Source organism: Pseudomonas sp. EB271-G4-1 (genome assembly GCF_058791355.1).
This window is the reverse complement of record NZ_JBYTEO010000017.1, coordinates 32,166-56,705: the sequence shown is the minus strand read 5'-3', so window position 1 is coordinate 56,705 and position 24,540 is coordinate 32,166. Positions and strand designations below refer to the sequence as shown.

The window sequence follows — 24,540 nt, the reverse complement described above, 5'->3', positions numbered from 1 at the left end:
TTTCGATGAACAAGATTTTGGTTGTAGGTGCACTCGGCGCAGCGCTGCTGCTCGCCGGCTGCCAGTCGGTCAACACCACCAGCGGTGGCGCCGTGGGTGTTGAGCGCAAGCAATACATGTTCAGCATGCTGTCCACTGATGAGGTCAATCAGATGTACGCCCAGTCTTATCAGAATACGGTGGGCGAGGCGAACAGCAAGGGTGTGCTGGACAAGACCAGCAGCGATGCCAAGCGCATCCAGTTGATTTCCGATCGGCTGATTGCCCAGGCTCCGGTTTTCCGTCCGGATTCGGCCCAGTGGAAGTGGGAAGTCAATCTGATCAAGAGCGATGAGCTCAACGCCAATTGTGGGCCCGGTGGCAAAATCATTTTCTATACCGGCCTGATGGACAAGCTGCAGCTGACCGATGACGAAATCGCTGCCATCCTGGGTCACGAAATCGCCCACGCCCTGCGCGAGCACGGTCGAGAGGCGATGTCCAAGGCCTATGGCATCGAAATGGCCAAGCAGGGCGCCGGTGCCTTGTTCGGCCTGGGCCAGGGTAGCCTGGCTCTGGCGGATGCCGTGGCCAACTACGGCATGACCTTGCCGAACAGTCGGTCCAATGAAAACGAAGCCGACCTGATCGGTCTCGAGCTGGCCGCCCGTGCCGGCTACGACCCGAACGCTGCGATCACCTTGTGGAACAAGATGGCCAAGGCGTCGGAAGGTTCGCCGCCGGAATTCATGAGTACTCACCCGGCTTCGTCGAGCCGTATTTCTTCGTTGCAGGCGGCGATTCCGAAGGTCATGCCGCTTTACGAGCGGTCCAGGAATCACTGATAAATATGCAGTGAGGCCGCTGCCGCCTTCGCGAGCAGGCTCGCTCCCACATTGGAGCTCGATCTAATGTGGGAGCGAGCTTGCTCCGGGCGGCGTTCCGACGAAGAACGATAACGCGGTCTACCGCCCTACACCGTCAAACCCACCCGCTGCTCTGCATCGCCTTGTACACCGCGACAATCGCCAGGACGAAAAATGCCGACGCAGCCAGTCGACGGATCAACGTCAATGGCAGTTTGTCCGCCGCAAAGTTACCCGCCAGAACCACCGGCACGTTGGCAATCAGCATGCCCAGGGTGGTGCCGATGATCACCAGCCACAGTTCAGGGTATTGCGCGGCGAGCATCACGGTCGCGATCTGGGTCTTGTCGCCGATTTCGGCGAGGAAAAACGCAATCAACGTGGTCAGGAACGGTCCGAACTTGCGGGCGGTGCTGGCTTCGTCATCGTCCATTTTGTCCGGCACCAGGGTCCACAGCGCCGTCGCGGCAAAGCTGGCGGCGAGGATCCAGTGCAGCATCGTATCCGAGAAGAAGCTCCCAACCCAGGCGCCTACCGCGCCGGCCGCCGCATGGTTGGCCAGGGTCGCGGCGACGATGCCGGCGATGATCGGCCAGGGTTTGCGAAAGCGGGCGGCGAGAATGAGCGCGAGCAATTGCGTCTTGTCGCCGATTTCGGCCAAGGCAACGATTGCGGTGGGTACCAGTAGTGAATCCAGCATCAGGGGTTTTCCTAAGGGGCGGGTCGACACGGCTATGACACGTACAGCCTTCCCGCCCCGGGTAAGGTGTTCGTGTCATAGGTCTTGTCAAACCCTGCGATCCGTCTGAAGCGGACGCTTGGGTCGCATGCGCCATGGTCTGTTGACCAAGTATGTTGACGCATGCCGGACGAGCATGGCGCTCGTGGGAGACTACTCCCCTAGGACGGAGCGGATTCTGCCTAGGCAGAATCCATTGCGCAAGCACAAAGTTTTATCCGCGTTTGGCACGGTAGATACGGAAACCCTGTCCTTCGGCCTTGATGGCACAAACCCCCAGGTGCTCTTCGATCAGCGGTTGGTACTTGAGGAAGCTATTGGCTACAAGCCGGAGTTCGCCGCCGTTTTTCAGATGTTTGGCTGCTTTTCGCAGCAGGTTCTCTGTGGCGAAATAGTCGGTATGCACCCCGACATGGAAGGGTGGGTTGCTCAGGATGGCGCTCAATCCCATCGGCGCCGCATCGATGCCGTCACCGGTAATCACATCGGCTTCCAGGCCGTTGGCCGCCAGGGTCAGGCGACTGCTGGCAGCGGCAAAGGCATCGACATCCAGCAAGGTGACCTGGTTGTGGGGATAACGACGTTTTACCGCCGCGCCCAACACCCCTGCGCCGCAACCGAAGTCCAGCAAGTGGCCGCTTGGCAGTTTATCCAGGTGTTCCAGCAACAGCGAACTGCCGCGATCCAGTCGACCGTGGCTGAACACGCCTGGCAGGCTGATGACTTTCAACGGGCCTTCGGCCAGCGGCAATTCATAGGTCTGGGCCAAGCTTTCCAGCGGTTTGGCGTCGGGTGCGTTGGCCACGGTGACCAGCCACAGCTGGCAATGCCGTGCACTGTCGAGCTTGCGTGGTTTGCCAAACGGGTTCAGCTGTTTGGCTGCGCCTTCGATGCCGCTTTTTTTCTCACCGACCAGGTACAGCTCGCGACCGGCCAGCCGCGAGGCGAGTGCGTTGAGGATGTAGTCGGTCAGGTCCTTGGACTTGGGCAGAAACACCACGGCGCTATCGAATGCGCGCTCAGGTGCATTCACACCGAAATGGCTGCGCTCGGCAAAGCGCGCATCCAGCGCGGCCTGATCGCCGGCGTGCCAACTCCAGCCATGGGCGTCGGGCAGGCGGCCCAGCAAGTCATCGGCGGGCAGACCGGCCAACAACACCGAACCCTGGAATAATTCAGCCTGACGAAGCAGTACTTCACTGCGCGGATCCATAACTGCTCCTGTGGAAAAAAGTGCCGCAGTTTATCAACTGACGACCCGCAGCGCCTTAGCGCTGAAGTATCCCTGGGCGTTTTTGGTCAACTGGCCGACGATTCGTTGCCGCGCTTCGCGACTGCCCCAGGCGTTGTGTGGGGTGACGATCAGGCGTGGAATGTCCTGGGCCAGCAGTGGATTGCCGTTCACCGGCGGCTCCACGCTCAGCACGTCAGTGGCGGCACCCCCCAGGTGACCGTTGCGCAAGGCATCGGCCAGGGCCTGCTCGTCGATCAGGCCGCCACGGGCGGTGTTGACCACGAACGCGCCGGCCTTCATGGACGCCAGTTCACGGGCCCCGATGAAGTGACGGGTGTGTTCGTTGAGCGGACAGTGCAGGGTCAGCGCATCGATTTGCGGCAGCAGCTGTTCCAGCGGCAAGCGGTCTGGCCGGGCAGGGCGCCCCGGAATCTGGCCCAGCAGCACGCGCATGCCAAACGCTTCGGCCAGGCGCGCGACCGCGCCGCCCAATTCGCCGTGACCGAGCAAGCCGAGGGTTTTGCCTTGCAGCTCAACGACCGGGTAATCCAGCAGGCAGAACTGTTTGGCTTGTTGCCAGCGCCCTTCACCGACGGCTTTCTGGTAATCGGCCAGGCGCGTTGCCAGGTTGAGCAGCAGCATGATCGTGTGTTGTGCCACCGATGGCGTGCCGTAACCCTGGCAGTTGCACACGGTTATTCCGTGGGCACGGGCGGCCTCGAGGTCGACGTTGTTGGTGCCGGTGGCGCTGATCAGGATCAGTTTGAGTTCGGGGCTGGCCGCGATGGCGGCCGCGTCGATCCGGATCTTGTTGGTGATGGCGACGGTGGCGCCCTTGAGGTGTTCGACCACCTGGTCGGGCAGGGTCTGGGCGAACAGCTGCAGTTCGCTAAAGCATTCGCGCAGGGGGCTGAGGTCGAGATCGCCCAAGTCCAGGGACGGGTGGTCGAGGAAAACAGCGCGGTGAATGTTCGTCATCAACTGTACCTTTTGTGCAATGAACTGAAGGCGTAATCTGCCGAGCCTACCAGATGAAATAAATAGTTACGCTTGGCCTGAAGGAGCCCTCATGTACTGGACCGAGTTCTTGACCGTTGCGCTGATTCACCTGCTGGCCGTGGCCAGCCCCGGCCCGGACTTTGCCGTGGTGGTACGGGAAAGCGTGACCCATGGTCGTCGCGCCGGCACCTGGACGGCGCTTGGGGTCGGTTCGGCGATTTTTCTCCATGTCGGCTACTCGCTGCTGGGCATCGGCCTGATCGTGTCGCAGTCGATCGTCCTGTTCAACGCCTTGAAATGGGCCGCCGCCGCTTATCTGCTGTACATCGGCTTCAAGGCGCTGCGGGCGCAACCGGCCAAGGCCGTGACAGACGACCTGCACAAGGAAGCCGGCGAGCGCACCGCGCGTGGCGCCTTCACTTCCGGGTTCGTGACCAACGGCCTGAACCCGAAAGCCACGCTGTTTTTCCTGTCGCTGTTCACCGTAGTAATCAACCCGCATACGCCGCTGGCCGTGCAGGCCGGTTACGGGGTTTACCTGGCGGTGGCAACGGCGATCTGGTTTTGCCTGGTGGCCATGTTGTTCAGCCAGCAGCGCGTGCGCGCCGGTTTCGCCCGCATGGGGCATTGGTTCGACCGGACCATGGGCGCGGTGTTGATCGCCATTGGCGTGAAACTCGCGTTGACCGAGATGCACTGAGCGTAACGGTCCACGTTTACCGGCAAATGATGGCGCAATGCCGGTATTCGTACGGCTCTGCAAATCATTCCTTTGGCTGATTTGGCTGGCGATCAGGGGCACTACAGTGCTCACTCTACAGCCACGACCGAGTAGTCAGAAAAGGGATTCTTATGTTGCAGACTCGCGTTATCCCCCCAGCCGAAGGCGCTTACCAGTATCCGCTGCTGATCAAACGGCTGCTGATGTCCGGTGCGCGTTATGAGAAAACCCGTGAGATCGTCTACCGCGACCAGTTGCGCTACAGCTATCCGACCCTGATCGAACGGGTCGCACGGCTGGCCAACGTGCTGACGGCTGCCGGGGTCAAGCCCGGGGATACCGTGGCGGTGATGGATTGGGACAGCCACCGATACCTGGAATGCATGTTCGCCATTCCGATGATCGGCGCGGTGATCCACACCATCAACGTGCGCCTGTCACCGGAACAGATCCTCTACACCATGAATCACGCCGTCGACCGCTTTGTCCTGGTCAACAGCGAGTTCGTGGGACTGTACAACGCGATCGCCGGGCACCTGACCACGGTCGAGAAAACCCTGCTCCTGACCGACCTCCCGGAAAAGACGGCCGACTTGCCAAACCTCGTCGGTGAGTACGAGCAATTGCTGGCAGCGGCAAGCCCGCACTACGACTTCCAGGACTTCGACGAAAACTCGGTGGCGACCACGTTCTACACCACGGGCACCACCGGCAACCCCAAGGGCGTGTACTTCACCCATCGGCAGTTGGTGCTGCACACCATGGGCGTGTCGACGATCATGGGGTCGATCGACAGCGTGCGCCTGCTGGGCACCAACGACGTGTACATGCCCATCACGCCGATGTTCCACGTACATGCCTGGGGCCTGCCCTATGTGGCGACCATGCTCGGGCTCAAGCAGGTGTATCCGGGACGCTACGATCCGGAGTACCTGGTGGAGTTGTGGCGCAAGGAAAAGGTCTCCTTCTCGCATTGCGTGCCGACCATCCTGCAAATGGTCCTCAATGCCAAGGCTGCCCAGGACACCGACTTCGGAGGCTGGAAAATCGTCATCGGTGGCAGTGCGCTCAATCATGCGTTGTACGACGCGGCCAAGGCCAAGGGCATTCAATTGACCGCTGCCTACGGCATGTCGGAAACCGGCCCACTGGTATCGTGCGCTCACCTCAATGACGAATTGATGGCCGGCTCCGAGGACGAACGCACCACCTATCGGATCAAGGCCGGTGTGCCAGGGCCGTTGGTGGAGGCGGCAATCGTCGACACCGAAGGCAATTTCCTGCCCGCCGATGGTGAAACCCAAGGTGAACTGGTGTTGCGCGCCCCGTGGCTTACCGAGGGTTATTTCAACGAGCCGCAGAAGGGTGCCGAGCTCTGGGCCGGCGGCTGGCTGCACACCGGGGACGTGGCGACCCTGGACAGCATGGGCGTGATCGATATCCGCGACCGCATCAAGGATGTGATCAAGACCGGCGGCGAGTGGATCTCCTCCCTGGACCTCGAAGACCTGATCAGTCGCCATGCGGCGGTACGCGAAGTAGCAGTGGTGGGGATTGCCGATCCGCAGTGGGGCGAGCGGCCGTTTGCCTTGCTGGTGCTGCGCGAGGGCCATGCCATTGGAGCCCGGGAACTCAAGGAGCATCTCAAGCCGTTCGTGGAACTGGGGCACCTGAGCAAATGGGCCATTCCAAGCCAGATCGCCATTGTTACTGAAATTCCCAAGACCAGTGTCGGTAAGCTCGACAAGAAGCGAATTCGCGTCGACATCACCGAGTGGCAGGCCAACAACAGCACCTTCCTCTCGACGCTTTAAGCGTCCCTTGGCGTGCCCAAAAGGGCACGCCAGCCCCACCAAGCAAGCGCTTGGCTTGTCAAATTCGTATTTTCAGCCATTCTTGCCGGGCCGACGGGTGTCGGCATGGCAAAGGACTGGTCCAGAGTGCCTGGCAGGCGCAAATCACACTTTAGAGGGATCAAGCACTACTACCTGCTGGCTATAGTCCGCTCAAGGATTTTTAAGAACGGAGCAAACGCACAAACCGGGGCGATGCAACTTTGGAATGACTTTGGGAAGCCGTGGCTCCCTGTTATCCAAGCGTTTTTAGAAGTGCTATTTGCCATAACAATAAAATGCACATGGAGAAGCGTCGATGACATCAGTAAACCAGTTCTGGCGCCGGGCGAAATTGCCGTTGGCCGTCAGCCTTGCCTCTACGCTCGCCGGGCCTGCATTCGGCGTCAGTTTCAACATCGGTGAAATCGAAGGTCAGTTCGACTCTTCCCTGTCGATCGGCGCGAGTTGGTCTACTGAAAGCGCCAACAAAAACCTCATCGGCGTCAACAACGGCGGTCGTGGCCTGTCCCAGACTTCCGATGACGGCCACCTGAACTTCAAGAGCGGTGAAACCTTCTCGAAAATCTTCAAGGGCATCCATGACCTTGAGCTGAAGTATGGCGACACCGGCATTTTTGTCCGTGGCAAATACTGGTACGACTTTGAACTCAAGGACGAAAGCCGTCCGTTCAAGGACATCAGCGACGACAATCGCAAGGAAGGCGCCAAGTCCGCTGGCGGTCAAATCCTCGATGCCTTCGTCTATCACAACTACGCCATTGCCGATCAGCCGGGTTCCGTACGCCTGGGCAAGCAAGTGGTGAGCTGGGGTGAAAGTACCTTCATCGGCAGCGGTATCAACTCGATCAACCCGATCGATGTGTCCGCATTCCGCCGTCCCGGTGCCGAGATCAAGGAAGGCCTGATCCCGGTCAACATGTTCTACGTGTCCCAGAGCCTCACCGAAAATCTCTCGACCGAAGCCTTCTACCAGATCGAATGGGACCAGACTGTCGTCGACAACTGCGGCACGTTCTTCTCGCAGCCGGACGTGATCGCCGATGGTTGCGATAACAACCTGGCGGTACTGCGTACCCAGAACGGGCTCAACAATGCGCTGGCGGCGGCGGGGCTGCCGGCCGGGGCGCGTAACGCTGCCATCAATACCCTCGGCGCCAGGGGCGTGACCTGGGGTAACCCGGACGAAGGCGTGATCGTTCGTCGTGGCCCGGATCGCGATGCCCGTGACAGCGGCCAGTTCGGCGTGTCCTTCAAGTACATGTTCGATCCACTGGACACCGAGTTCGGTGCCTACTTCATGAACTACCACAGCCGTGCGCCGATTTTCAGTGGTCATGGCGCACCGGCGAGCGCTTACAGTGGTGCTGGCCTGGTAGGCGGGCTGGTGGGCTCCGGCCTACCACTGGGTGTGGCGGCGGGCCTGGCGCCGACCTTGCTGCCGTTGGTGGTGGCGGGCAACTCCAGTTACTACGTTGAATACCCTGAAGATATCCGACTGTATGGCCTGAGCTTCTCCACCACATTGCCTAGCGGCACCGCGTGGAGTGGTGAAGTCAGCTACCGGCCGAATGCGCCGGTCCAACTCAACACCACCGACATCCTGTTCTCGGGCCTGACGCCGCTGAACCCTAACGTTTCCGTACTTCAGGGCTCGCCAGGGCAGGACCAGCAAGGTTATCGCCGCAAGGAAGTGACCCAGCTGCAAACGACCTTGACCCACTTCTTCGACCAGGTGATGGGCGCCGAGCGTCTGACCCTGGTGGGTGAAGTCGGCTGGACCCACGTCGGCGGCCTGGAAAGCAACTCCAAGGCACGTTACGGCCGTGACCCGAGCTACGGCCCTGGTCCATTGCCGAACAACCAGTGCGTAACTTTGAACAGCGGCACGCTGGCAGGCGGACCGCAAAACAACGTCAGTCGCTACTGCGAAAACGACGGCTTCACTACTGCCAACTCCTGGGGCTATCGCGGTCGTGCCATCTGGGAATACAACGACGTATTCGCCGGTGTGAACCTCAAGCCGAACGTGGCCTGGTCCCACGACGTGGAAGGTTACTCCCCTGGCCCAGGCGGCAACTTCGAGGAAGGTCGCAAGGCGGTCAGCCTGGGTGTCGATGCCGAGTACCAGAACACCTACACCGCAAGCCTGGCGTACACCAACTTCTTCGACGGCAAGTACACCACCGTGGATGACCGCGACTTCGTTGCGCTCAGCTTTGGCGTGAACTTCTAAGCACTATTTTCAGGACGAGTACACACATGAAAATAACCAAGAGTCTGTTCCACGCCGGTGTCCTGGGACTGTCGTTGCTGGCGACCAGCGTAATGGCAGCGGTCCCGGCGGCAGAAGCGGACAAGCTGGGCAAGAGCCTGACCCCGATGGGCGCCGAAATGGCGGGCAATGCCGACGGTTCGATCCCGGCCTGGAAACCGATGCCGAAAAATGCCGGCAGCGTCGACAGCAAGGGTTTCCTGTCCGATCCGTACGCCAGCGAAAAACCGCTGTTTACCATCACCGCGCAGAACGTCGACCAGTACAAGGCCAAGCTCGCTCCGGGCCAGTACGCGATGTTCAAACGCTACCCTGAAACCTACAAGATGCCGGTTTACCCGTCCCATCGCGGTGCCACCGTGCCGGATGAGGTGTTCGCCTCCATCAAGAAGAACGCCACCACCACCGAGCTGGTATCAGGCGGTAACGGGCTGAAAAACTTTGAAACCGCGATACCGTTCCCGATTCCGAAAAGCGGCGTGGAAGTCATCTGGAACCACATCACCCGTTATCGCGGCGGCAGCGTAACCCGACTGGTCACCCAAGCCACGCCACAGCCGAACGGTTCGTTCAGCCTGGTGTACTTCCAGGACCAGTTCGTATTCCGTGACAAGATGAAGGACTACGATCCGGCGAACCCGGGCAACATCCTGTTCTACTTCAAGCAGAAAGTGACCGCGCCGGCACGTCTGGCCGGTGGTGTGCTGCTGGTGCACGAGACCCTCGACCAAGTGGCGGAACCGCGTTCGGCATGGGTCTACAACGCCGGTCAACGTCGCGTGCGTCGTGCGCCACAAGTGTCCTATGACGGACCGGGTACCGCGGCAGACGGCCTGCGTACCTCCGACAACCTGGACATGTACAACGGCGCGCCGGATCGTTACGACTGGAAGCTCGAAGGCAAGAAAGAGATGTACATCGCTTCCGACGCCTACAAGCTCGATGATCCGAAGCTCAAGTACAGCGACATCATCAAGGCCGGCCACATCAACCAGGACCTGGCTCGCTACGAGCTGCGCCGGGTATGGCATGTGGTGGCAACCTTGAAGGAAGGTCAGCGCCACATCTACGCCAAGCGTGACTTCTACATCGATGAAGACACCTGGCAGGCGGCTGTGATCGACCACTACGACGGTCGTAATCAACTCTGGCGCGTGGCGGAAGCTCATGCCCAGAACTATTACAACGTCCAGGTGCCGTGGTACACCCTGGAGGCTCTGTACGACCTGCAATCGGGTCGTTACCTGGCACTGGGCATGAAGAACGAAGAGAAGTCGGCGTATGACTTCGGCTTCACTGCCACCACCAGCGACTTCACCCCGGCGGCATTGCGCCAGGATGGTGTTCGCTAACGTGCAATGACCTGAGGCCGCATCCTCCGGAAAAACGCCCCGACTGGTTCGGGGCGTTTTTTTTTGCGTTTTCACTGTAGGAGCGAGCATGCTCGCGAAAAACCAGAGAGCACCGCGTGGTGCCAGACTTCACGCGCTATCGTTCACGACCATCGTCGGAACGCCGCCCGGAGCAGGCTCGCTCCTACAGTGTGTGTAGACTTTTTGTAGCCATTTGTAGCAATAACCTTCATTCCGTCCTCGTTTACCGCTAGTCTGCGGACATCTGCAACGCCGCCACCCGCAACACTAACAAGAGCCGGCCATGACTGATCTGTCCCCACCACCAGGTCCTGCAAGCGTCGCTGTCGCCGCGCTGGACGGGCGCTTTTTCAGGCCGCCATTGCCGGACGGCCATGTGCTGCGTCCACGCTTGTGCGAGCGCCTGAGCGCCGGTCTCGGTGGCAGGTTGCTGCTGGTCAGCGCACCGGCCGGGTTCGGCAAGAGTTCGTTGGCGGTGGAGTTCTGTCAGGCACTGCCGCCGCACTGGCAAAGTCTCTGGCTGGGTCTGAGTCCGCGTGACAACGACCCGGGCCGGTTCCTCGAGCGGTTGCTCGAAGGCCTGCAGGATTTTTTTCCGCAACTGGGCAGGCAGTCCCTCGGATTATTGAAGATGCGCCAGCGTCATCAGCCGTTCGCCTTCGAAGAATGGCTGGACGGGCTGCTCGACGAGCTGGCCGTGCATCTATCGACGGCGAGCCCCCTGTTGCTGGTGCTCGATGACTATCACCTGGCCCAGGGGCCGGTGCTCGATCGCTGCCTGCAGTTTTTCCTCAACCACCTTCCTGATGGCTTGCTGGTGATGGTCACCAGTCGGCAGCGTCCGGACTGGCACCTGGCGCGGTTGCGCCTGTCGCGCCAGCTGCTGGAGTTGCATGAACAGGATTTGCGCCTGACCCACGATGAAGCCTTGAGCCTGCTCGATCGGCACAGCAGTTCGTTGCGTGGCGAGGCGCTGGAAAACCTGATCCAGCGCAGCGAAGGCTGGGTTGCCGGGTTGCGCTTCTGGTTGCTGGCCGCCTCCGAGGCAGGCAATCAGGGGGCAATGCCCCAGGCACTGCACGGTGGGGAAGGATTGATCCGCGATTACCTGCTGGAGGAGGTGATTGATTGCCTGCCCGCCGAGGTACAAGCCTTCCTCTACGACACCGCCCACCAGGAACGTTTTTGCAGCGAACTGTGCGATGCCATTCGCGACGCCCATGACAGCGCCGAAATCCTGCGCTTCCTGGCTGCCCACCAAGTGTTCCTGGTGCCGCTGGACGAACACGGCCACTGGTATCGCTATCACCATCTGTTTTCCGACCTGCTACGCACCCGGCCGGGCGCGCAATCGATGGTGCCGGCCGCCAGCCTGCACCTGCGTGCCTGTCGCTGGTTCAACGCCCAAGGCTTGCTCGATGAAGCGGTCGAGCAAGCGTTGCGAGCCGGGCACCTGGACGTTGCGGCAAACCTGGTGCAAAACCTTTCCGAAGAACAACTGCTGGCCGAACAGAACGTCGGCATGTTGCTGCGCTGGAAAATGGACTTGCCCGATAGCCTGCTGATCAGCACGCCTCGCCTGATCGTGCTCTACAGCTGGGCGTTGGGCCTGGCCTGCCAGCTGGACGCTGCCGAGGAACTGGCCAGCCACCTGAGCCGCTTCCTGCCAGCGCCGTCGGCCACCGCGCAGAAGTCGATGCTGGCGCAATGGCTGGCCCTGAGCGGGATCATCGCGCGCGGGCGCGGTAACCGCGAGCTGACCCTACGTTACTGCACCGAAGCGCTGGAGAGTCTTCCGTGCAAGCGCTATGGCCAGCGATTGATGTGCCTTTCGACCCTGTCCAACCTGGCGATTGCCGATGGCGACATGTGGCGTGCCAGGGCGTTGAACCGTGACTCCCTGGAACTTGCGCAACGGGTTGGCAATCCGCTGTTCGAGGCGCTGGCCCACTACGACCGGGCTCGTGTATTGCAGGCGCGGGGCGAAATACTGCGAGCACTGGATGAAGTCCGCCAAGGGCTGCAACGCTTGCAGGGGCTACCGGCGCAGCGGCTCTTTGCCGTACGTGCCCGACTGACGTTGTATGAGGGCTTTCTGTTGGCCTTGCGCCTGCAACCTCAAGCGGCGCGGCTGCGCTTGCAGGCCGGTTTAGGAGAAGCCCGCGCCTGTCGTGATATCAGCGTGCTGATCGGCCATTGCGTGATCGCCCGGCTTGAAGGCAACAGCGGTGAGTTCGCCAAGGCCTTTGCCGAGCTCGCCGAAGCCGAGCGGCTGATGCACATCTGGGACGTGCCGCCGATCTACTACCTGGCAATGATTACCCTGGTCAAATGCGAACTCTGGCTGGCCCAGGGGCGTACCGACCTGGCGCAAGCCTGGCTGGCGCGCTTGGGGCAGACCTACAACGGCGAGCAACCCGCCGCGCCACCGGAGTTCCATCCGCAACTGCCGCTGCACATCGAACTGCAGCAAGCGTTGCTGGAGGTCATCCAGAACCAGCCGATGCTGGCCGAAGGGCGATTGAACGCGCTGCTCGAACATGGTCAGCAAACCGGTCGGCAGATGCTCAGTGCAATGGCGCTGACGCAAAAAGTTTCGCTGTTGCTGGCCAGCGGGCGCGAACCCGAGGCCCGCAAGGCGCTGGTCCAGGCATTGGACGCCGCAGCCGGCGGCGTATTGCAACCCTTTGAAAAGCTATTGGCCGAGCATCCGGACTGGCTGCGTGGGCAGCTTCAACTCTGTGCGCCGACCCCGGTTACCCAGGAACTTGCAGACAAACTTCCAGCCATGACCTCTCGCCCGACGCTGGAGCCCATCCCCGCGTCAGAACAACTCAGCACCCGGGAAATGGCCGTCCTGCGCCTGATCGCCCAAGGCTGCTCGAATCAGGAAATCAGCGACCAGCTGTTCATTTCGCTGCATACGGTGAAAACCCATGCCAGCCATATCAACAGCAAGCTGGGGGTAGAGCGGCGCACGCAGGCGGTGGCGCGGGCTAAGGAGTTGGGGGTGTTGGTGTAGCGTTGGGCGTTTTTTTGCTGGCGTAACCAAGAACCAGCCTTGGTCGCGTCGCCAGCCCATGCATTGCAGCAGGCTCATTGCACGCCCCGTGATCGGTGGATGCCCAAGGTAATGAGGTAGCGTTCTTCTGTGGGGCGCTTGACGTCCTTGAAACGGCTAACCACCAGCATCAGTTGGTACTTATCACCTGCTCGCCAATAGGCTGATCCGCCTTTGTTCTCATCGCGCAATTGGTCACGCCATTGTGGAGTGTCGGCGAACGAGGGGAAATCCTTGACCCGGATGGCCACCCAGCCAGCGTTGCGCCATTGCTCTTGCAGATCCAACACGACCTTGAGGGTGTCGTCGAGCAGCAGTGGCTCGATTTGCGGGGACATGCGGACACCTCTCACCTTCTCGTCGGTAAAGCTCACCGTAAAGAAGCGGGCCAATGGAGTTACAAAGCCATAATGGGGGTCTACGAAACGCAGACGTGCATCAGACTTTGGGGTATTGAACCAGGATTGCCCCGGTATGGCTGGATCGATCCTTGCGCTGGAGCGTTGGCGCATAGCCTCGTACGGTTCGCCAATCACCAGCGCAATTTCGGGCTCATCCGTTAGGGCTTCAATCGTTGCCAATGTCAGCAGGGCCATGACCGCAAGAGCGAATACACTGCGTCGCCAATCCACACGTTGCAGCAGGCTCATCGCACTCCACCGCCCAAGGCGATTTCCCGAATTGATTGCTCAAGCAGCTCGCGCTGGTCGCTATTCAGCAGGCCATCAAACTGTTTCGCGGCCCTGAGCACAAAGGGCATGCGCTGATTGATATCGGCCAGGTTGGCATTGCGGTGGTTGCTGAAACCAATGGTGCGTCCGTCGTCGACGCGTCGGCACTGACTGGCCAGGGTCAGCTCGACGGCTTCTGCGGCACCGGCTGGGATACCGATGACGTAGGAAAAATGGTTACTGCGCAATAGCGCGTTGAGTCGCCAGTCGCTGTACATCGCCGGTTGCAGGATATTGACCTGTTCGTGCTCGGCCAGAAGCGCGACACTTTCGGCGATGTTGCCCGCCTCAATCGCCTCAAAGGCTTGCAAGATTTCCTCGTGGTCAGTCCCGAACTTCAGGGTATTCTGCCCAACTGGCCACAGCACTGGATACTCACCACTCCCATAGATGTTTTTCCGTGCAGCCAGGCAATCCTTCAGCGCCTCCAGCCCCCGCTCCTGGTAGAACACATGCAATGGATACACATCCAGGAACAGAGTGGTATTACCCATCGCCAACATCTCGTACACAAACTTGTACATCCGTTGCGAGTAGGACAAAGGACTGTCGGCACCCCAATGGGTGAAGCCCCACACCGGGTTGTCACGGTTGGCTTCTTCGTATTCGCGTTGGCGCTGCTCAAACTCGCGAATGGTCGCGCGCTTTTCCCGCTCACTGGGGCTGAGCAAACCTCTCAATCCTTGTCTGGCACTGTCCCTCAGTTGCTGTATCGTTTCCTCTTCCGCCTGAATTTTCTCGATCGTGTCGGCCGCGTGCAGCAATCCACAACCCACCTGTTTCGAGGCGAAGGCCGCCAGCCCGGCCCACTGGAAACGCGGGTCGTGGCGCCACAGCTGGGCATAGGCGGCATTGATCGCCTTGTTGCGCGCCTTCGGGTCGGCGATCAGCTTGCCGTTCGGTGCCACGACGTTTTCGACCCGCTGCTGGTAGCCGCGCCAATGGTTTTCGCAGGCCGTTCCTGGCCGTTCGCTGAGCGTCGGTGAGGGTGCCCGCGCTGAAGTGAAACTGGATTGTCGCGGCGTCACCGGGTTGCTGGGGGCCATTGGCGCGGCCTCCTGTTGAGGGGCACTTCTCGCGGCTGGTGGCGCAGCACCCTGTCGGGACTCATAGGTGGCGGTGGTAAACGAGGGGACGAGCCCAGCCTTGCAGGGACAGCCGCTGCGGCTGTCCAGCGAGCCCGCCACCAGGCCCCCGTGACTGCCAAAGAACGCGATGCCACCCTCGATTTCGTAGGTTTCATCATTTTTGCCACAGGACACCGGATCCCCTGCGCGAGCATGGGCGAATCCAAACATCATGACGCGGGTATCGGCGTCCAGCACCTCGCCACCACAGGTGGTCTTGTCACCCTTGCGAATGAAATATCCCTTTGCCATTGCTTGAACTCCTTGTCTGATGACGATCAAATTGCTCCTGCTCCCAAATGAAGGGGAGGAGTGGCAAAGTGCTGCGCTCAGGGTTCACTACGAGGCTGTCAGGCGTAAATCAGACGTTTCCTTGTTTGCTGTAGGTCGTTTCTACAATCGGGCAGGGGCAGTGAACGGCATCGGCGATGTCGTCGAGCTGTGCCAGAATAGGCCATCCATTTTTCCCAGGAACACCCATGGACGCTGCCAAACCTGCGCTGATCCGCGAAACCTTCCCTGTCGGCCCGTTGCAGTGCAACTGCACGATCATCGGCGACCCGATCACGAAAAAAGCCATCGTGGTCGACCCGGGCGGCAATCACGAACTGATCCTCGCGCGGCTCGATGCTTTGGGCTTGAAGGTGGTCAGTATCATTCACACCCACGCGCACCTCGATCACTTCCTGGCCTCTGGCCAGTTGAAGGAAAAAACCGGCGCCACCCTGCATCTGCACAAGGAAGATCAATTTCTTTGGGACAACCTGGAGATGCAATGCCAGATGTTCGGCGTGCCCTACACGCCGGTACCGTCACCGGACCGCTGGCTGGCAGACGATGAAGAGTTGGCGTGTGGTTGTGGTGTGGCTTTGCACACACCGGGTCACACCCCAGGCTCCATGAGCTTCTGGTTCGCCGACGCGAAGCTGCTGATCGCCGGGGATACCTTGTTCCGGCGCGGGGTAGGGCGCACGGATCTATGGGGCGGCGATCAGGCGACCATCGTGCGTTCGATCAAGCAGCGCTTGTATACCCTCGACGAAGAGGCGACGGTCGTGGCCGGACATGGTCCGGATACGCGCTTGGGTGATGAAATGCGCGAGAACCCTTTTGTTCGCGCCTGATTTGTAACGAGTGGAATTTTTACCTCGGGAAATGATCCAACGCCGGCAATGGTTCGATGCTTGAAACCGTTGCACCACAGAATGCAAAAAAGTAGGAGCTCTACATGTTCACCACGCCTCGTTTGATTATTGTCGCTACTGCCGTGGCTTTGTTGGCCGGTTGCGCATCGCCCAACCCCTACGACAACCAGGGCCAGGCCGATAGCGGCTCCACGGGCATGAGCAAAACCGCCAAGTACGGTGGCCTTGGGGCTCTGGCAGGTGCAGTGGCCGGTGCTGCCATCAACCACGACAACCGTGGCAAGGGCGCGCTCATTGGTGCTGCTGTAGTGGGTGCTTCCGCCGCGGGTTACGGCTACTACGCCGACCAGCAGGAGAAAAAACTGCGTGCCAGCATGGCCAACACCGGTGTCGAAGTGCAGCGTGAGGGTGATCAGATCAAGCTGATCATGCCGGGCAATATCACGTTCGCCACCGATTCGGCGAACATCGCTTCGAGCTTCTACCAGCCGCTGAACAACCTGGCCGGCTCGCTGAAAGAGTTCAACCAGAACCAGATCGAAATCGTCGGTTACACCGACAGCACCGGCAGCCGCCAGCACAACATGGACCTGTCCCAGCGTCGTGCCCAGAGCGTGGCGACCTACCTGACCTCGCAAGGCGTGAGCGGCGCCAACCTGAGCGCCCGCGGCGCCGGCCCGGATAACCCGGTCGCCAGCAACGCCGATGCCAATGGTCGGGCGCAGAATCGCCGGGTAGAGGTCAACCTGAAGGCGATTCCAGGCCAGCAGTACGGTGCTCAGCAATAAGGCAACGTCGCCTGACTGAACCCCAGGCATAAAAACCGCCCGATCTTAAACAGACCGGGCGGTTTTTTTGTGTTGCCACAACGGGCCCCATCGCGAGCAGGCTCGCTCCCACATTTGAAGTGCATATTCCTGTGGGAGCGAGCCTGCTCGCGAAGGGGCCGGCACAGGCAAAGAGGCATTCAGAAACAAAAAGCCCTCGAACATTCACATGTCCGAGGGCTTTTTCACACCTGAAACCTGATTACTTCTTCAGGCCGTAATGCTCATCGAGCATGCCCGGCGCGTTCGGGGCTTTCGGTGCGTAGTCGCGCGGTGGTTCCTGATTGCGCGGCGGCGTCAGGCGTTCCCGTGGAGCCTGCGTTGCATCGGCGTGCAGGGAAGCCAGCAGGCGTTGACGAGTCTGTTCGTCCAGGGCCAGGCGGTTGGCACCCTCGGCGAGATGATCCTGCACTTCCTGATAGCTTTGAGTCAGTTTCTTGACCAGTGTCGCTGTGCTGTTGAAGTGGGTCACCACTTCGTTCTGATAATTGTCGAAACGTTCCTGAATATCGTCCAGCTGACGTTGCGTGCTGCTAGGCGCGGCATTCGGCGCAAGGCGAGCGATCAGAAACCCAATGGCGACACCCACAACCAGGGCAAGAGTCGGTAACAACCAAACTAAGAGCGAGTGTTCCACGAGTCCTTCCTCTATAAACGGCTTTGCTTTACGTTAACGGCTCGAACCTGCGCTGTATACCGCGATTCACTCGCAATAGACAGCCACAGACAATTTGCTAGACGAGTCGACCCGATTCGAGGTCACGGAGTTCCTTCCTTGCTTATGCGCGAAACACCTGTAGTGATTGATGGCCCTGTCGGCCAACTGGAAGCACTGTACCTGGACAACGAGCAGTCGCGTGGCCTGGCGCTCATCTGTCATCCGAACCCGGTGCAAGGTGGCACCATGCTCAACAAAGTGGTCTCGACGTTGCAGCGCACTGCGCGCGACGCCGGACTGATCACCCTGCGCTTCAACTATCGGGGCGTCGGTGCCAGCGAAGGCACCCACGACATGGGCACCGGCGAAGTCGACGATGCCCAGGCCGTCGCCGAATGGTTTCGGGCCCGACACCCGGAATTGCCGCTGACCCTGTTCGGTTTTTCCTTCGGCGGCTTTGTTGCAGCAAGTCTCGGCGGGCGCCTCGAGGCCAAGGGCGAGAAGCTCAAGCATCTTTTCATGGTCGCACCGGCGGTCATGCGTCTGGGCGCTGAAGATCAACTGCCGCAGCAGGGCGAATTGACGTTGATCCAGCCGGAAACCGACGAAGTGATCGATCCGCAGCTGGTTTACCAATGGTCCGACAAGCTCGAACGTCCCCATGAGCTGCTGAAAGTGGCAGAATGCGGACACTTTTTTCATGGCAAGCTGACCGATCTCAAGGATCTGATCCTGCCGCGTCTCTCGAATTGATTGCAGTCTGACAAGCGATTACCCATGACGACTCGTACCCGTATCCTCACCGGCATCACCACCACCGGCACGCCGCACCTGGGCAACTACGCAGGCGCCATCCGCCCGGCGATCCTTGCCAGCCGTGACAGCAATGCCGATTCGTTCTATTTCCTGGCCGACTACCACGCCCTGATCAAGTGCGATGACCCGCTGCGCATCCAGCGCTCGCGCCTGGAGATCGCCGCGACCTGGCTGGCCGGTGGCCTGGATGTGGACCGCGTGACCTTCTACCGTCAGTCCGACATTCCGGAAATCCCCGAGCTGACCTGGCTGCTGACCTGCGTCGCCGCCAAGGGCCTGCTCAATCGCGCCCATGCCTACAAGGCCTCGGTGGACAAGAACATCGAGACCGGTGAAGACCCGGACGCCGGCATCACCATGGGCCTGTACAGCTACCCGGTGCTGATGGCCGCGGACATCCTGATGTTCAACGCGCACAAGGTGCCGGTCGGTCGCGACCAGATCCAGCACGTGGAGATGGCCCGGGACATCGGCCAGCGCTTCAACCACCTGTTCGGCCAGGGCAAGGAATTCTTCACCATGCCCGAGGCGTTGATCGAGGAAAGCGTGGCCACGCTGCCGGGCCTGGACGGCCGCAAGATGTCCAAGAGCTACGACAACACCATTCCGTTGTTCAGCAGCGCCAAAGAAATGAAGGATGCGATTTCCCGTATCGTCACCGACTCCCGTGCACCGGGTGAGGCAAAAGATCCGGACAATTCGCACCTGTTCACCTTGTTCCAGGCGTTCGCCACCCCCGCGCAAGCTGACGAATTCCGCAGCGACCTGCTGCAGGGGCTGGGTTGGGGCGAGGCGAAGAACCGCCTGTTCCAACTGCTGGACAGCGAGCTGGGCGAGTCCCGCGAGCGTTACAACCAACTGATCGAGCGCCCGGCGGATCTTGAAGACATCCTGCAGCACGGGGCGAAAAAGGCGCGGACAGTCGCGACTCCTTTCCTCAACGAATTGCGCGAAGCGGTAGGCCTGCGTTCGTTCGTTGCCCAGGCTCAAGTGGCAACGACCACCAAGAAGAAAGCCGCGAAGGCTGCGCGTTTTGTCAGCTTCCGTGAAGATGACGGCAGTTTCCGCTTCCGTTTGCTGGCGGCCGATGGCGAGCAACTGTTGCTGTCGCGCAACTTCGCCGACGGTAAAACCGCCGGGCAGGTGACCAAACAGCTGCAGTCGGGCCAGCCATTGGACGTGCGCAGCGAAGCCCTGGGCTTCAGCGTCTGGCTTGAAGATCAGTGCGTGGGTGACAGCCCGGCGTTCGCTGACAGCGGCGCGCGTGATGCGGCGATCGAGGCTTTGCGGATCGCCCTGACGCCAGTCCAGGAATAATCAACGGCTCGGCCCGACCAAGGGCTGATTGCCATTCCCACGGGCCATCGCTACAGTGACGGCCCGTTTTTGTTGCCTTGCTAACGAATTATGACGCCCCTAGAACGATATCAAGCTGATCTGAAACGCCCGGAATTCTTCCATGATGCCGCGCAGGAAACTGCCGTGCGTCATCTGCAGCGCCTGTACGACGATCTGGTCGCGGCCGAGCAGAACAAGCCGGGCCTGCTGGGCAAACTGTTTGGCAAGAAGGATCAGGCGCCGGTCAAGGGCCTGTACTTCTGGGGCGGCGTGGGTCGCGGCAAGACTTACCTGGTCGACACCTTCTTCGAAGCGCTGCCGTTCAAGGAAAAGTCCCGGACTCACTTCCACCGCTTCATGAAGCGCGTGCACGAAGAGATGAAGACCCTGGGCGGCGAGAAAAACCCGCTGACCATCATTGCCAAGCGCTTCGCCACCGAAGCCCGGGTGATCTGCTTCGATGAATTCTTCGTCTCCGACATCACCGACGCCATGATCCTCGGCACCTTGATGGAAGAACTGTTCAAGAACGGTGTCACCCTGGTCGCGACGTCGAACATCGTGCCGGACGGCCTGTACAAGGACGGCTTGCAACGCGCGCGCTTCCTGCCGGCCATCGCGCTGATCAAGCAAAACACCGAGATCGTCAACGTCGATAGCGGCGTCGACTATCGCCTGCGTCACCTCGAACAAGCGGAGCTGTTCCACTTCCCGCTCGACGAAGCCTCCCACGAAAGCCTGCGCAAGAGCTTCCGCGCGCTGACGCCGGAATGCACCGCAGCGATCGAAAACGACGTGCTGATGATCGAGAACCGCGAAATTCGTGCCCTTCGCACCTGTGACGACGTGGCGTGGTTCGACTTTCGCGAACTCTGCGACGGCCCGCGCAGCCAGAACGACTACATCGAACTGGGCAAGATCTTCCACGCCGTGTTGCTCAGCGGTGTCGAGCAGATGAGCGTCACGACCGATGACATCGCCCGACGGTTCATCAACATGGTCGACGAATTCTACGATCGCAACGTCAAGCTGATCATTTCTGCCGAAGTCGAACTCAAGGACCTCTACACCGGTGGTCGCCTGAACTTTGAGTTCCAGCGAACCCTGAGTCGCTTGCTCGAAATGCAGTCCCACGAGTTCCTGGCCCGGGCGCATAAGCCGTAGGACGATTCGGAAAATAAAAAGGGCCTGCAGATGCAGGCCTTTTTTTATGCGCTGAATATCCCCTGTAGGAGCTGCCGCAGGCTGCGATTTTTTGATCTTAAAAATCAAAAGATCGCAGCCTGCGGCAGCTCAGTGTTTTGCGAATGCCTTGAGGTTCAGGCCGCTTGCTGGAACTGCTGCCGATACTGGTTCGGCGACAACTCCGTGTGTTGGCGGAACAGTCGTGCGAAGAAGCTCGCATCGTCGTAACCAACTTCGTAGCTGATGGTCTTGATGCTCTTGCGGCTGCCGGACAGCAAGCCTTTGGCGGTTTCGATGCGCAGGCGCTGCAGGTAATGCAGGGGTTTGTCGCCGGTGGCGGTCTGGAAGCGGCGCATGAAGTTGCGGATGCTCATGCCATGTTCGCGGGCGACGTCTTCGAAACGGAATTTGTCAGCGAAGTGTTCTTCGAGCCAGTGCTGGATCTGCAGGATGATCACGTCCTGATGCAGCTTTTGCCCGCCGAAGCCGATTCTTCCCGGCGAGTAGCTGCGTTGCACCTCATAGAGGATGTCTCGTGCTACAGCCTGGGAGACGTTGGCGCCGCAGAAGCGCTCGATCAGGTAGACGTACAGGTCGCATGCCGAGGTAGTGCCACCCGCGCAATACAGGTTGTCGGCGTCGGTGAGGTGCTTGTCCTGATTGAGTTGCACCTTCGGGAAGCGTTCTGCAAAGGCATTGAAGAAGCGCCAGTAGGTGGTCGCCTCCTTGCCATCGAGCAGACCGGCTTCGGCGAGCCAGAACACGCCGGTGGCCTCGCCACAGAGTACAGCGCCGCGCGCATGTTGCTGGCGCAGCCAGGACAGGACCTCGGGATGACGTTTGCTCAGGGTTTCGAAATCGTCCCAGAACGCGGGAATGACGATGATGTCGGCATTTTCCAGGCCGCCGTCCACCGGGATCACTACGTCGCTGAAGGTATTGACCGGTTTGCCGTCGGGGCTGACCAGTCGGGTTTCGAACGCTGGCGTCAGGCCATGGCCCAGTTGTTTGCCGTAACGCAGGCTGGCGAGGTGGAAGAAGTCCTTGGCCTGCATGAGGGTGGAGGCGAAAACCCGGTCAATGGCCAGGATGCTGACGCGCCGCAAGGGCGTGGAGGCTTGGTTAGACATAATTCAACTTTATTCTTATAGGGGAAAGTGGTCACCAGACGGCTGGATCGTCTTATTTTTTGTCGGATGTGTCCAGTGTCCTGTATCGGGCGCCAGGCTTAGTCTCTGAAGGTCCATTCCTTTAAAAACAAAGATAAGGTGCCGCATGATTCCGAGAACCTTGTTCAGCTCCGAGCACGAACTTTTTCGCGACAGTGTGCGAACGTTCCTCGAGAAAGAAGCGGTGCCGTTCCATGGGCAATGGGAAAAACAGGGCTATATCGACCGTCAACTCTGGAACAAGGCGGGGGAGGCGGGGATGTTGTGCTCGCATCTGCCGGAGCAGTACGGCGGGTTGGGGGCGGACTTTCTATACAGCGCGGTGGTTATCGAAGAGATAGGGCGCCTCGGATTGACCGGTATCGGTTTTTCCCTGCATTCGGACATCGTTGCGCCCTATATCCTGCATTACGGCAGTGAAACGTTGAAACACAAATACCTGCCCAAACTGGTTTCCGGGGAGATGGTCAGTGCCATTGCGATGACCGAGCCGGGTGCGGGCTCCGACTTGCAAGGCGTGAAGACCACTGCCGTGCTGGACGGCGACGAGTATGTAATCAACGGCTCGAAGACGTTCATCACCAACGGTTTCCTCGCCGACCTGGTGATCGTCGTGGCCAAGACTGATCCCAAGGCGGGCGCGAAGGGCACCAGTCTGTTTCTGGTGGAAGCCAATACGCCGGGTTTCGACAAGGGCAAGCGGCTGGAAAAGGTCGGAATGAAGGCCCAGGACACCTCGGAGCTGTTTTTCCAGGACGTGCGAGTGCCCAGGGAAAACCTGCTGGGCCAGGCCGGGATGGGGTTCGCCTATCTGATGCAGGAACTGCCGCAGGAGCGCCTCACCGTGGCCATCGGCGGGCTGGCTTCGGCTGAAGCGGCGTTGCAATGGACCCTGGAGTACACCCGAGAGCGCAAAGCCTTCGGCCAGGCGATTGCCGACTTCCAGAACACTCGTTTCAAACTCGCCGAGATGGCGACCGAGATTCAGATCGGCCGGGTCTTTGTCGACCGCTGCGTGGAGTTGCACCTGCAAGGCAAGCTCGACGTACCGACGGCGGCGATGGCGAAGTATTGGGGCACGGACCTGCAGTGCAAGGTGCTCGACGAGTGCGTGCAATTGCATGGCGGTTACGGGTTCATGTGGGAATACCCGATCGCCCGGGCGTGGGCGGATGCGCGGGTGCAGCGGATCTATGCCGGGACCAATGAAATCATGAAGGAGATTATTGCGCGGTCGCTTTGATCTTGCGGCGACTGCTAGGGCGCCATCGCGGGCAAGCCCGCTCCCACAGGTTTTGAGCTGTACACAGCATTTGTGAACACCCTGCTCACTGTGGGAGCGGGCTTGCCCGCGATGGCGATTTATTGATCAATCAAGGGGCGGGATTCGGATGATCCTTGTGGATCGCCTCGATCCCTTCCAGCACTTCATCCGACAACTTCAGATCAAAACTGGCAATGTTGCTGTCCAGTTGCTCCAGTGTCGTGGCGCCAATGATGTTGCTGGTCACGAACGGCTGTTGCGTGACGAATGCCAGGGCCATTTGCGCCGGGTCCAGGCCGTGCTCGCGGGCCAGTGCAACGTAGCGGCTGCAGGCCGCTTCCGACTGCGGGTTGAAATACCGACTGAAGCGGCTGTAGAGGCTCAGCCGACCTTTTGGCGGGCGGGCCCCACCTTCGTACTTGCCTGACAGGAAACCGAATGCCAGCGGCGAATAGGCGAGTAGGCCGCATTGTTCGCGGATGGCGATTTCCGCCAGGCCGACCTCGAAACTGCGGTTGAGCAGGTTGTACGGGTTCTGGATCGACACCGCGCGCGGCCAGCCACGGGCTTCGGCCAGGACCAGGAAGCGCATGGTGCCCCACGGCGTTTCGTTGGACAGGCCGATATGGCGGATCTTGCCGGCCTTGACCTGTTCGTCCAGCGCTTCGAGGGTGTCTTCAAGGGGTGTCAGGTTGGCTTCGGTCTTGTGCTTGTAGCCCAATTGGCCGAAGAAGTTGGTGCTGCGCTCCGGCCAGTGCAACTGGTACAGGTCGATATAATCGGTTTGCAGGCGCTGGAGGCTGGCGTCCACGGCTTCGGTGATGTGCTGGCGATTGTGGCGCAGGTTCTTGTCGCGGATGTAGTCGATGGTATTGCCGGGGCCGGCGATCTTGCTGGCGAGGATCCAGTCGCTGCGATCGCCACGGCTCTTGAAGTAATTGCCGATGTAGCGTTCGGTGCTGGCATAGGTTTCGGCCTTGGGCGGCACCGGGTACATTTCAGCGGTATCGATGAAGTTGATCCCGGCGTCCTTGGCTCGCTCGATCTGGGCGAAGGCGTCTGCCTCGCTGTTTTGCTCGCCCCAGGTCATGGTTCCGAGGCAGATTGCGCTCACGTTCAGGTTGGTTCGGCCTAGCTGGCGATACTCCATCGGGTAGCTCCTTGGGCAAAACAATCATAA

20 protein-coding genes and 1 riboswitch are annotated in these 24,540 nt (G+C 60.2%); of the genes, 12 read left to right on the top strand and 8 right to left on the bottom strand.

Going from position 1 to position 24,540, the window contains the following annotated elements:
• Window positions 1-5 precede the first annotated feature (5 nt).
• On the top strand, window positions 6-824 hold the full coding sequence (locus AC3WWR_RS11080; protein WP_033044000.1) for a M48 family metallopeptidase: 819 nt from the start codon (window positions 6-8) through the stop codon (window positions 822-824).
• A gap of 136 nt (window positions 825-960) precedes the next feature.
• On the opposite strand, the gene AC3WWR_RS11075 is transcribed toward AC3WWR_RS11080, so the two are convergent.
• From AC3WWR_RS11075 to AC3WWR_RS11065, 3 genes are all read right to left on the bottom strand, one after another.
• Complete coding sequence (locus tag AC3WWR_RS11075) at window positions 961-1,545, bottom strand: TMEM165/GDT1 family protein (protein WP_020799770.1); 585 nt, start codon at window positions 1,543-1,545, stop codon at window positions 961-963.
• Between the two features lie 89 nt (window positions 1,546-1,634).
• Window positions 1,635-1,759, bottom strand: a riboswitch (yybP-ykoY riboswitch).
• Between the two features lie 39 nt (window positions 1,760-1,798).
• Window positions 1,799-2,797 (bottom strand): methyltransferase, encoded by a 999-nt coding sequence (locus tag AC3WWR_RS11070; RefSeq protein WP_020799771.1) that lies wholly within the window; start codon window positions 2,795-2,797, stop codon window positions 1,799-1,801.
• Between the two features lie 33 nt (window positions 2,798-2,830).
• Window positions 2,831-3,796 (bottom strand): 2-hydroxyacid dehydrogenase, encoded by a 966-nt coding sequence (locus AC3WWR_RS11065; RefSeq protein WP_492598697.1) that lies wholly within the window; start codon window positions 3,794-3,796, stop codon window positions 2,831-2,833.
• A gap of 91 nt (window positions 3,797-3,887) precedes the next feature.
• On the opposite strand from AC3WWR_RS11065, the gene AC3WWR_RS11060 reads away from it, so the two are divergent.
• The 5 genes from AC3WWR_RS11060 to AC3WWR_RS11040 all read left to right on the top strand — a co-directional run bounded on the left by AC3WWR_RS11060 (window position 3,888) and on the right by AC3WWR_RS11040 (window position 13,061).
• Window positions 3,888-4,517 (top strand): LysE family translocator, encoded by a 630-nt coding sequence (locus tag AC3WWR_RS11060; protein WP_020799773.1) that lies wholly within the window; start codon window positions 3,888-3,890, stop codon window positions 4,515-4,517.
• Window positions 4,518-4,669: 152 nt separating this feature from the next.
• Window positions 4,670-6,352, top strand: coding sequence for a fatty acid--CoA ligase (locus AC3WWR_RS11055; RefSeq protein WP_432668572.1), 1,683 nt, complete (start codon window positions 4,670-4,672; stop codon window positions 6,350-6,352).
• Between the two features lie 337 nt (window positions 6,353-6,689).
• On the top strand, window positions 6,690-8,627 hold the full coding sequence (locus AC3WWR_RS11050; protein ID WP_151143297.1) for a DUF1302 domain-containing protein: 1,938 nt from the start codon (window positions 6,690-6,692) through the stop codon (window positions 8,625-8,627).
• A 26-nt stretch (window positions 8,628-8,653) separates the two neighbouring features.
• Window positions 8,654-10,018 carry a DUF1329 domain-containing protein gene (locus AC3WWR_RS11045; RefSeq protein WP_020799776.1) on the top strand — a complete coding sequence of 455 codons (1,365 nt, stop codon included), beginning with the start codon at window positions 8,654-8,656 and terminating at the stop codon, window positions 10,016-10,018.
• Between the two features lie 304 nt (window positions 10,019-10,322).
• On the top strand, window positions 10,323-13,061 hold the full coding sequence (locus tag AC3WWR_RS11040; protein ID WP_492598696.1) for a winged helix-turn-helix domain-containing protein: 2,739 nt from the start codon (window positions 10,323-10,325) through the stop codon (window positions 13,059-13,061).
• A 74-nt stretch (window positions 13,062-13,135) separates the two neighbouring features.
• Here the strand turns inward: AC3WWR_RS11040 and AC3WWR_RS11035 are convergent, their stop codons facing one another.
• Entirely contained in the window at window positions 13,136-13,750 is a 615-nt protein-coding gene (locus AC3WWR_RS11035; RefSeq protein WP_492598695.1) for a hypothetical protein, read from the bottom strand.
• Entirely contained in the window at window positions 13,747-15,210 is a 1,464-nt protein-coding gene (locus AC3WWR_RS11030) for a PAAR domain-containing protein (RefSeq protein WP_492598694.1), read from the bottom strand. Before AC3WWR_RS11030 ends, AC3WWR_RS11035 begins: the two co-directional genes overlap by 4 nt.
• 227 nt (window positions 15,211-15,437) lie before the next feature.
• Between AC3WWR_RS11030 and AC3WWR_RS11025 the strand changes: the two genes are divergently transcribed.
• Together AC3WWR_RS11025 and AC3WWR_RS11020 are read left to right on the top strand one after the other, a co-directional pair.
• Window positions 15,438-16,082, top strand: a complete 645-nt coding sequence (locus tag AC3WWR_RS11025) for an MBL fold metallo-hydrolase (RefSeq protein WP_020799778.1) — start codon at window positions 15,438-15,440, stop codon at window positions 16,080-16,082.
• Window positions 16,083-16,186: 104 nt separating this feature from the next.
• Window positions 16,187-16,891 (top strand): YiaD family glycine zipper/OmpA-like lipoprotein, encoded by a 705-nt coding sequence (locus AC3WWR_RS11020; RefSeq protein WP_033045649.1) that lies wholly within the window; start codon window positions 16,187-16,189, stop codon window positions 16,889-16,891.
• A gap of 241 nt (window positions 16,892-17,132) precedes the next feature.
• On the opposite strand, the gene AC3WWR_RS11015 is transcribed toward AC3WWR_RS11020, so the two are convergent.
• Window positions 17,133-17,567, bottom strand: a complete 435-nt coding sequence (locus AC3WWR_RS11015) for a Z-ring associated ZapG family protein (protein WP_033045648.1) — start codon at window positions 17,565-17,567, stop codon at window positions 17,133-17,135.
• A gap of 144 nt (window positions 17,568-17,711) precedes the next feature.
• On the opposite strand from AC3WWR_RS11015, the gene AC3WWR_RS11010 reads away from it, so the two are divergent.
• The 3 genes from AC3WWR_RS11010 (at window position 17,712) to zapE (ending at window position 20,906) form a co-directional block, all read left to right on the top strand.
• The gene (locus AC3WWR_RS11010) at window positions 17,712-18,341 is read left to right on the top strand and encodes an alpha/beta hydrolase (RefSeq protein WP_033045646.1); all 630 of its coding nucleotides are present in this window, start codon (window positions 17,712-17,714) and stop codon (window positions 18,339-18,341) included.
• A gap of 24 nt (window positions 18,342-18,365) precedes the next feature.
• Window positions 18,366-19,721, top strand: a complete 1,356-nt coding sequence (locus tag AC3WWR_RS11005; protein WP_020799782.1) for a tryptophan--tRNA ligase — start codon at window positions 18,366-18,368, stop codon at window positions 19,719-19,721.
• Window positions 19,722-19,811: 90 nt separating this feature from the next.
• Window positions 19,812-20,906: a cell division protein ZapE gene (zapE, locus tag AC3WWR_RS11000; RefSeq protein ID WP_020799783.1), complete on the top strand. Its 1,095-nt coding sequence runs from the start codon at window positions 19,812-19,814 to the stop codon at window positions 20,904-20,906.
• 155 nt (window positions 20,907-21,061) lie between these two features.
• On the opposite strand, the gene AC3WWR_RS10995 is transcribed toward zapE, so the two are convergent.
• Window positions 21,062-21,982 (bottom strand): GlxA family transcriptional regulator, encoded by a 921-nt coding sequence (locus AC3WWR_RS10995; RefSeq protein ID WP_177326158.1) that lies wholly within the window; start codon window positions 21,980-21,982, stop codon window positions 21,062-21,064.
• Window positions 21,983-22,202: 220 nt separating this feature from the next.
• Here AC3WWR_RS10995 and AC3WWR_RS10990 point away from each other — a divergent pair, with 220 nt between their 5' ends.
• Window positions 22,203-23,339 (top strand): acyl-CoA dehydrogenase family protein, encoded by a 1,137-nt coding sequence (locus AC3WWR_RS10990; RefSeq protein WP_492598693.1) that lies wholly within the window; start codon window positions 22,203-22,205, stop codon window positions 23,337-23,339.
• 130 nt (window positions 23,340-23,469) lie between these two features.
• Here AC3WWR_RS10990 and AC3WWR_RS10985 read toward each other — a convergent pair whose 3' ends face one another.
• A complete protein-coding gene (locus tag AC3WWR_RS10985) occupies window positions 23,470-24,510 on the bottom strand; it encodes an NADP(H)-dependent aldo-keto reductase (protein ID WP_454866284.1) in 1,041 nt (346 codons plus the stop codon).
• Window positions 24,511-24,540 lie beyond the last annotated feature (30 nt).

Coding starts and splice junctions, on each gene's coding strand:
- AC3WWR_RS11080 (WP_033044000.1), top strand. CDS start 6: ATGAACAAGATTTTGGTTGTAGGTGCACTCGGCGCAGCGCTGCTGCTC.
- AC3WWR_RS11075 (WP_020799770.1), bottom strand. CDS start 1,545: ATGCTGGATTCACTACTGGTACCCACCGCAATCGTTGCCTTGGCCGAA.
- AC3WWR_RS11070 (WP_020799771.1), bottom strand. CDS start 2,797: ATGGATCCGCGCAGTGAAGTACTGCTTCGTCAGGCTGAATTATTCCAG.
- AC3WWR_RS11065 (WP_492598697.1), bottom strand. CDS start 3,796: ATGACGAACATTCACCGCGCTGTTTTCCTCGACCACCCGTCCCTGGAC.
- AC3WWR_RS11060 (WP_020799773.1), top strand. CDS start 3,888: ATGTACTGGACCGAGTTCTTGACCGTTGCGCTGATTCACCTGCTGGCC.
- AC3WWR_RS11055 (WP_432668572.1), top strand. CDS start 4,670: ATGTTGCAGACTCGCGTTATCCCCCCAGCCGAAGGCGCTTACCAGTAT.
- AC3WWR_RS11050 (WP_151143297.1), top strand. CDS start 6,690: ATGACATCAGTAAACCAGTTCTGGCGCCGGGCGAAATTGCCGTTGGCC.
- AC3WWR_RS11045 (WP_020799776.1), top strand. CDS start 8,654: ATGAAAATAACCAAGAGTCTGTTCCACGCCGGTGTCCTGGGACTGTCG.
- AC3WWR_RS11040 (WP_492598696.1), top strand. CDS start 10,323: ATGACTGATCTGTCCCCACCACCAGGTCCTGCAAGCGTCGCTGTCGCC.
- AC3WWR_RS11035 (WP_492598695.1), bottom strand. CDS start 13,750: ATGAGCCTGCTGCAACGTGTGGATTGGCGACGCAGTGTATTCGCTCTT.
- AC3WWR_RS11030 (WP_492598694.1), bottom strand. CDS start 15,210: ATGGCAAAGGGATATTTCATTCGCAAGGGTGACAAGACCACCTGTGGT.
- AC3WWR_RS11025 (WP_020799778.1), top strand. CDS start 15,438: ATGGACGCTGCCAAACCTGCGCTGATCCGCGAAACCTTCCCTGTCGGC.
- AC3WWR_RS11020 (WP_033045649.1), top strand. CDS start 16,187: ATGTTCACCACGCCTCGTTTGATTATTGTCGCTACTGCCGTGGCTTTG.
- AC3WWR_RS11010 (WP_033045646.1), top strand. CDS start 17,712: ATGCGCGAAACACCTGTAGTGATTGATGGCCCTGTCGGCCAACTGGAA.
- AC3WWR_RS11005 (WP_020799782.1), top strand. CDS start 18,366: ATGACGACTCGTACCCGTATCCTCACCGGCATCACCACCACCGGCACG.
- zapE (WP_020799783.1), top strand. CDS start 19,812: ATGACGCCCCTAGAACGATATCAAGCTGATCTGAAACGCCCGGAATTC.
- AC3WWR_RS10995 (WP_177326158.1), bottom strand. CDS start 21,982: ATGCAGGCCAAGGACTTCTTCCACCTCGCCAGCCTGCGTTACGGCAAA.
- AC3WWR_RS10990 (WP_492598693.1), top strand. CDS start 22,203: ATGATTCCGAGAACCTTGTTCAGCTCCGAGCACGAACTTTTTCGCGAC.
- AC3WWR_RS10985 (WP_454866284.1), bottom strand. CDS start 24,510: ATGGAGTATCGCCAGCTAGGCCGAACCAACCTGAACGTGAGCGCAATC.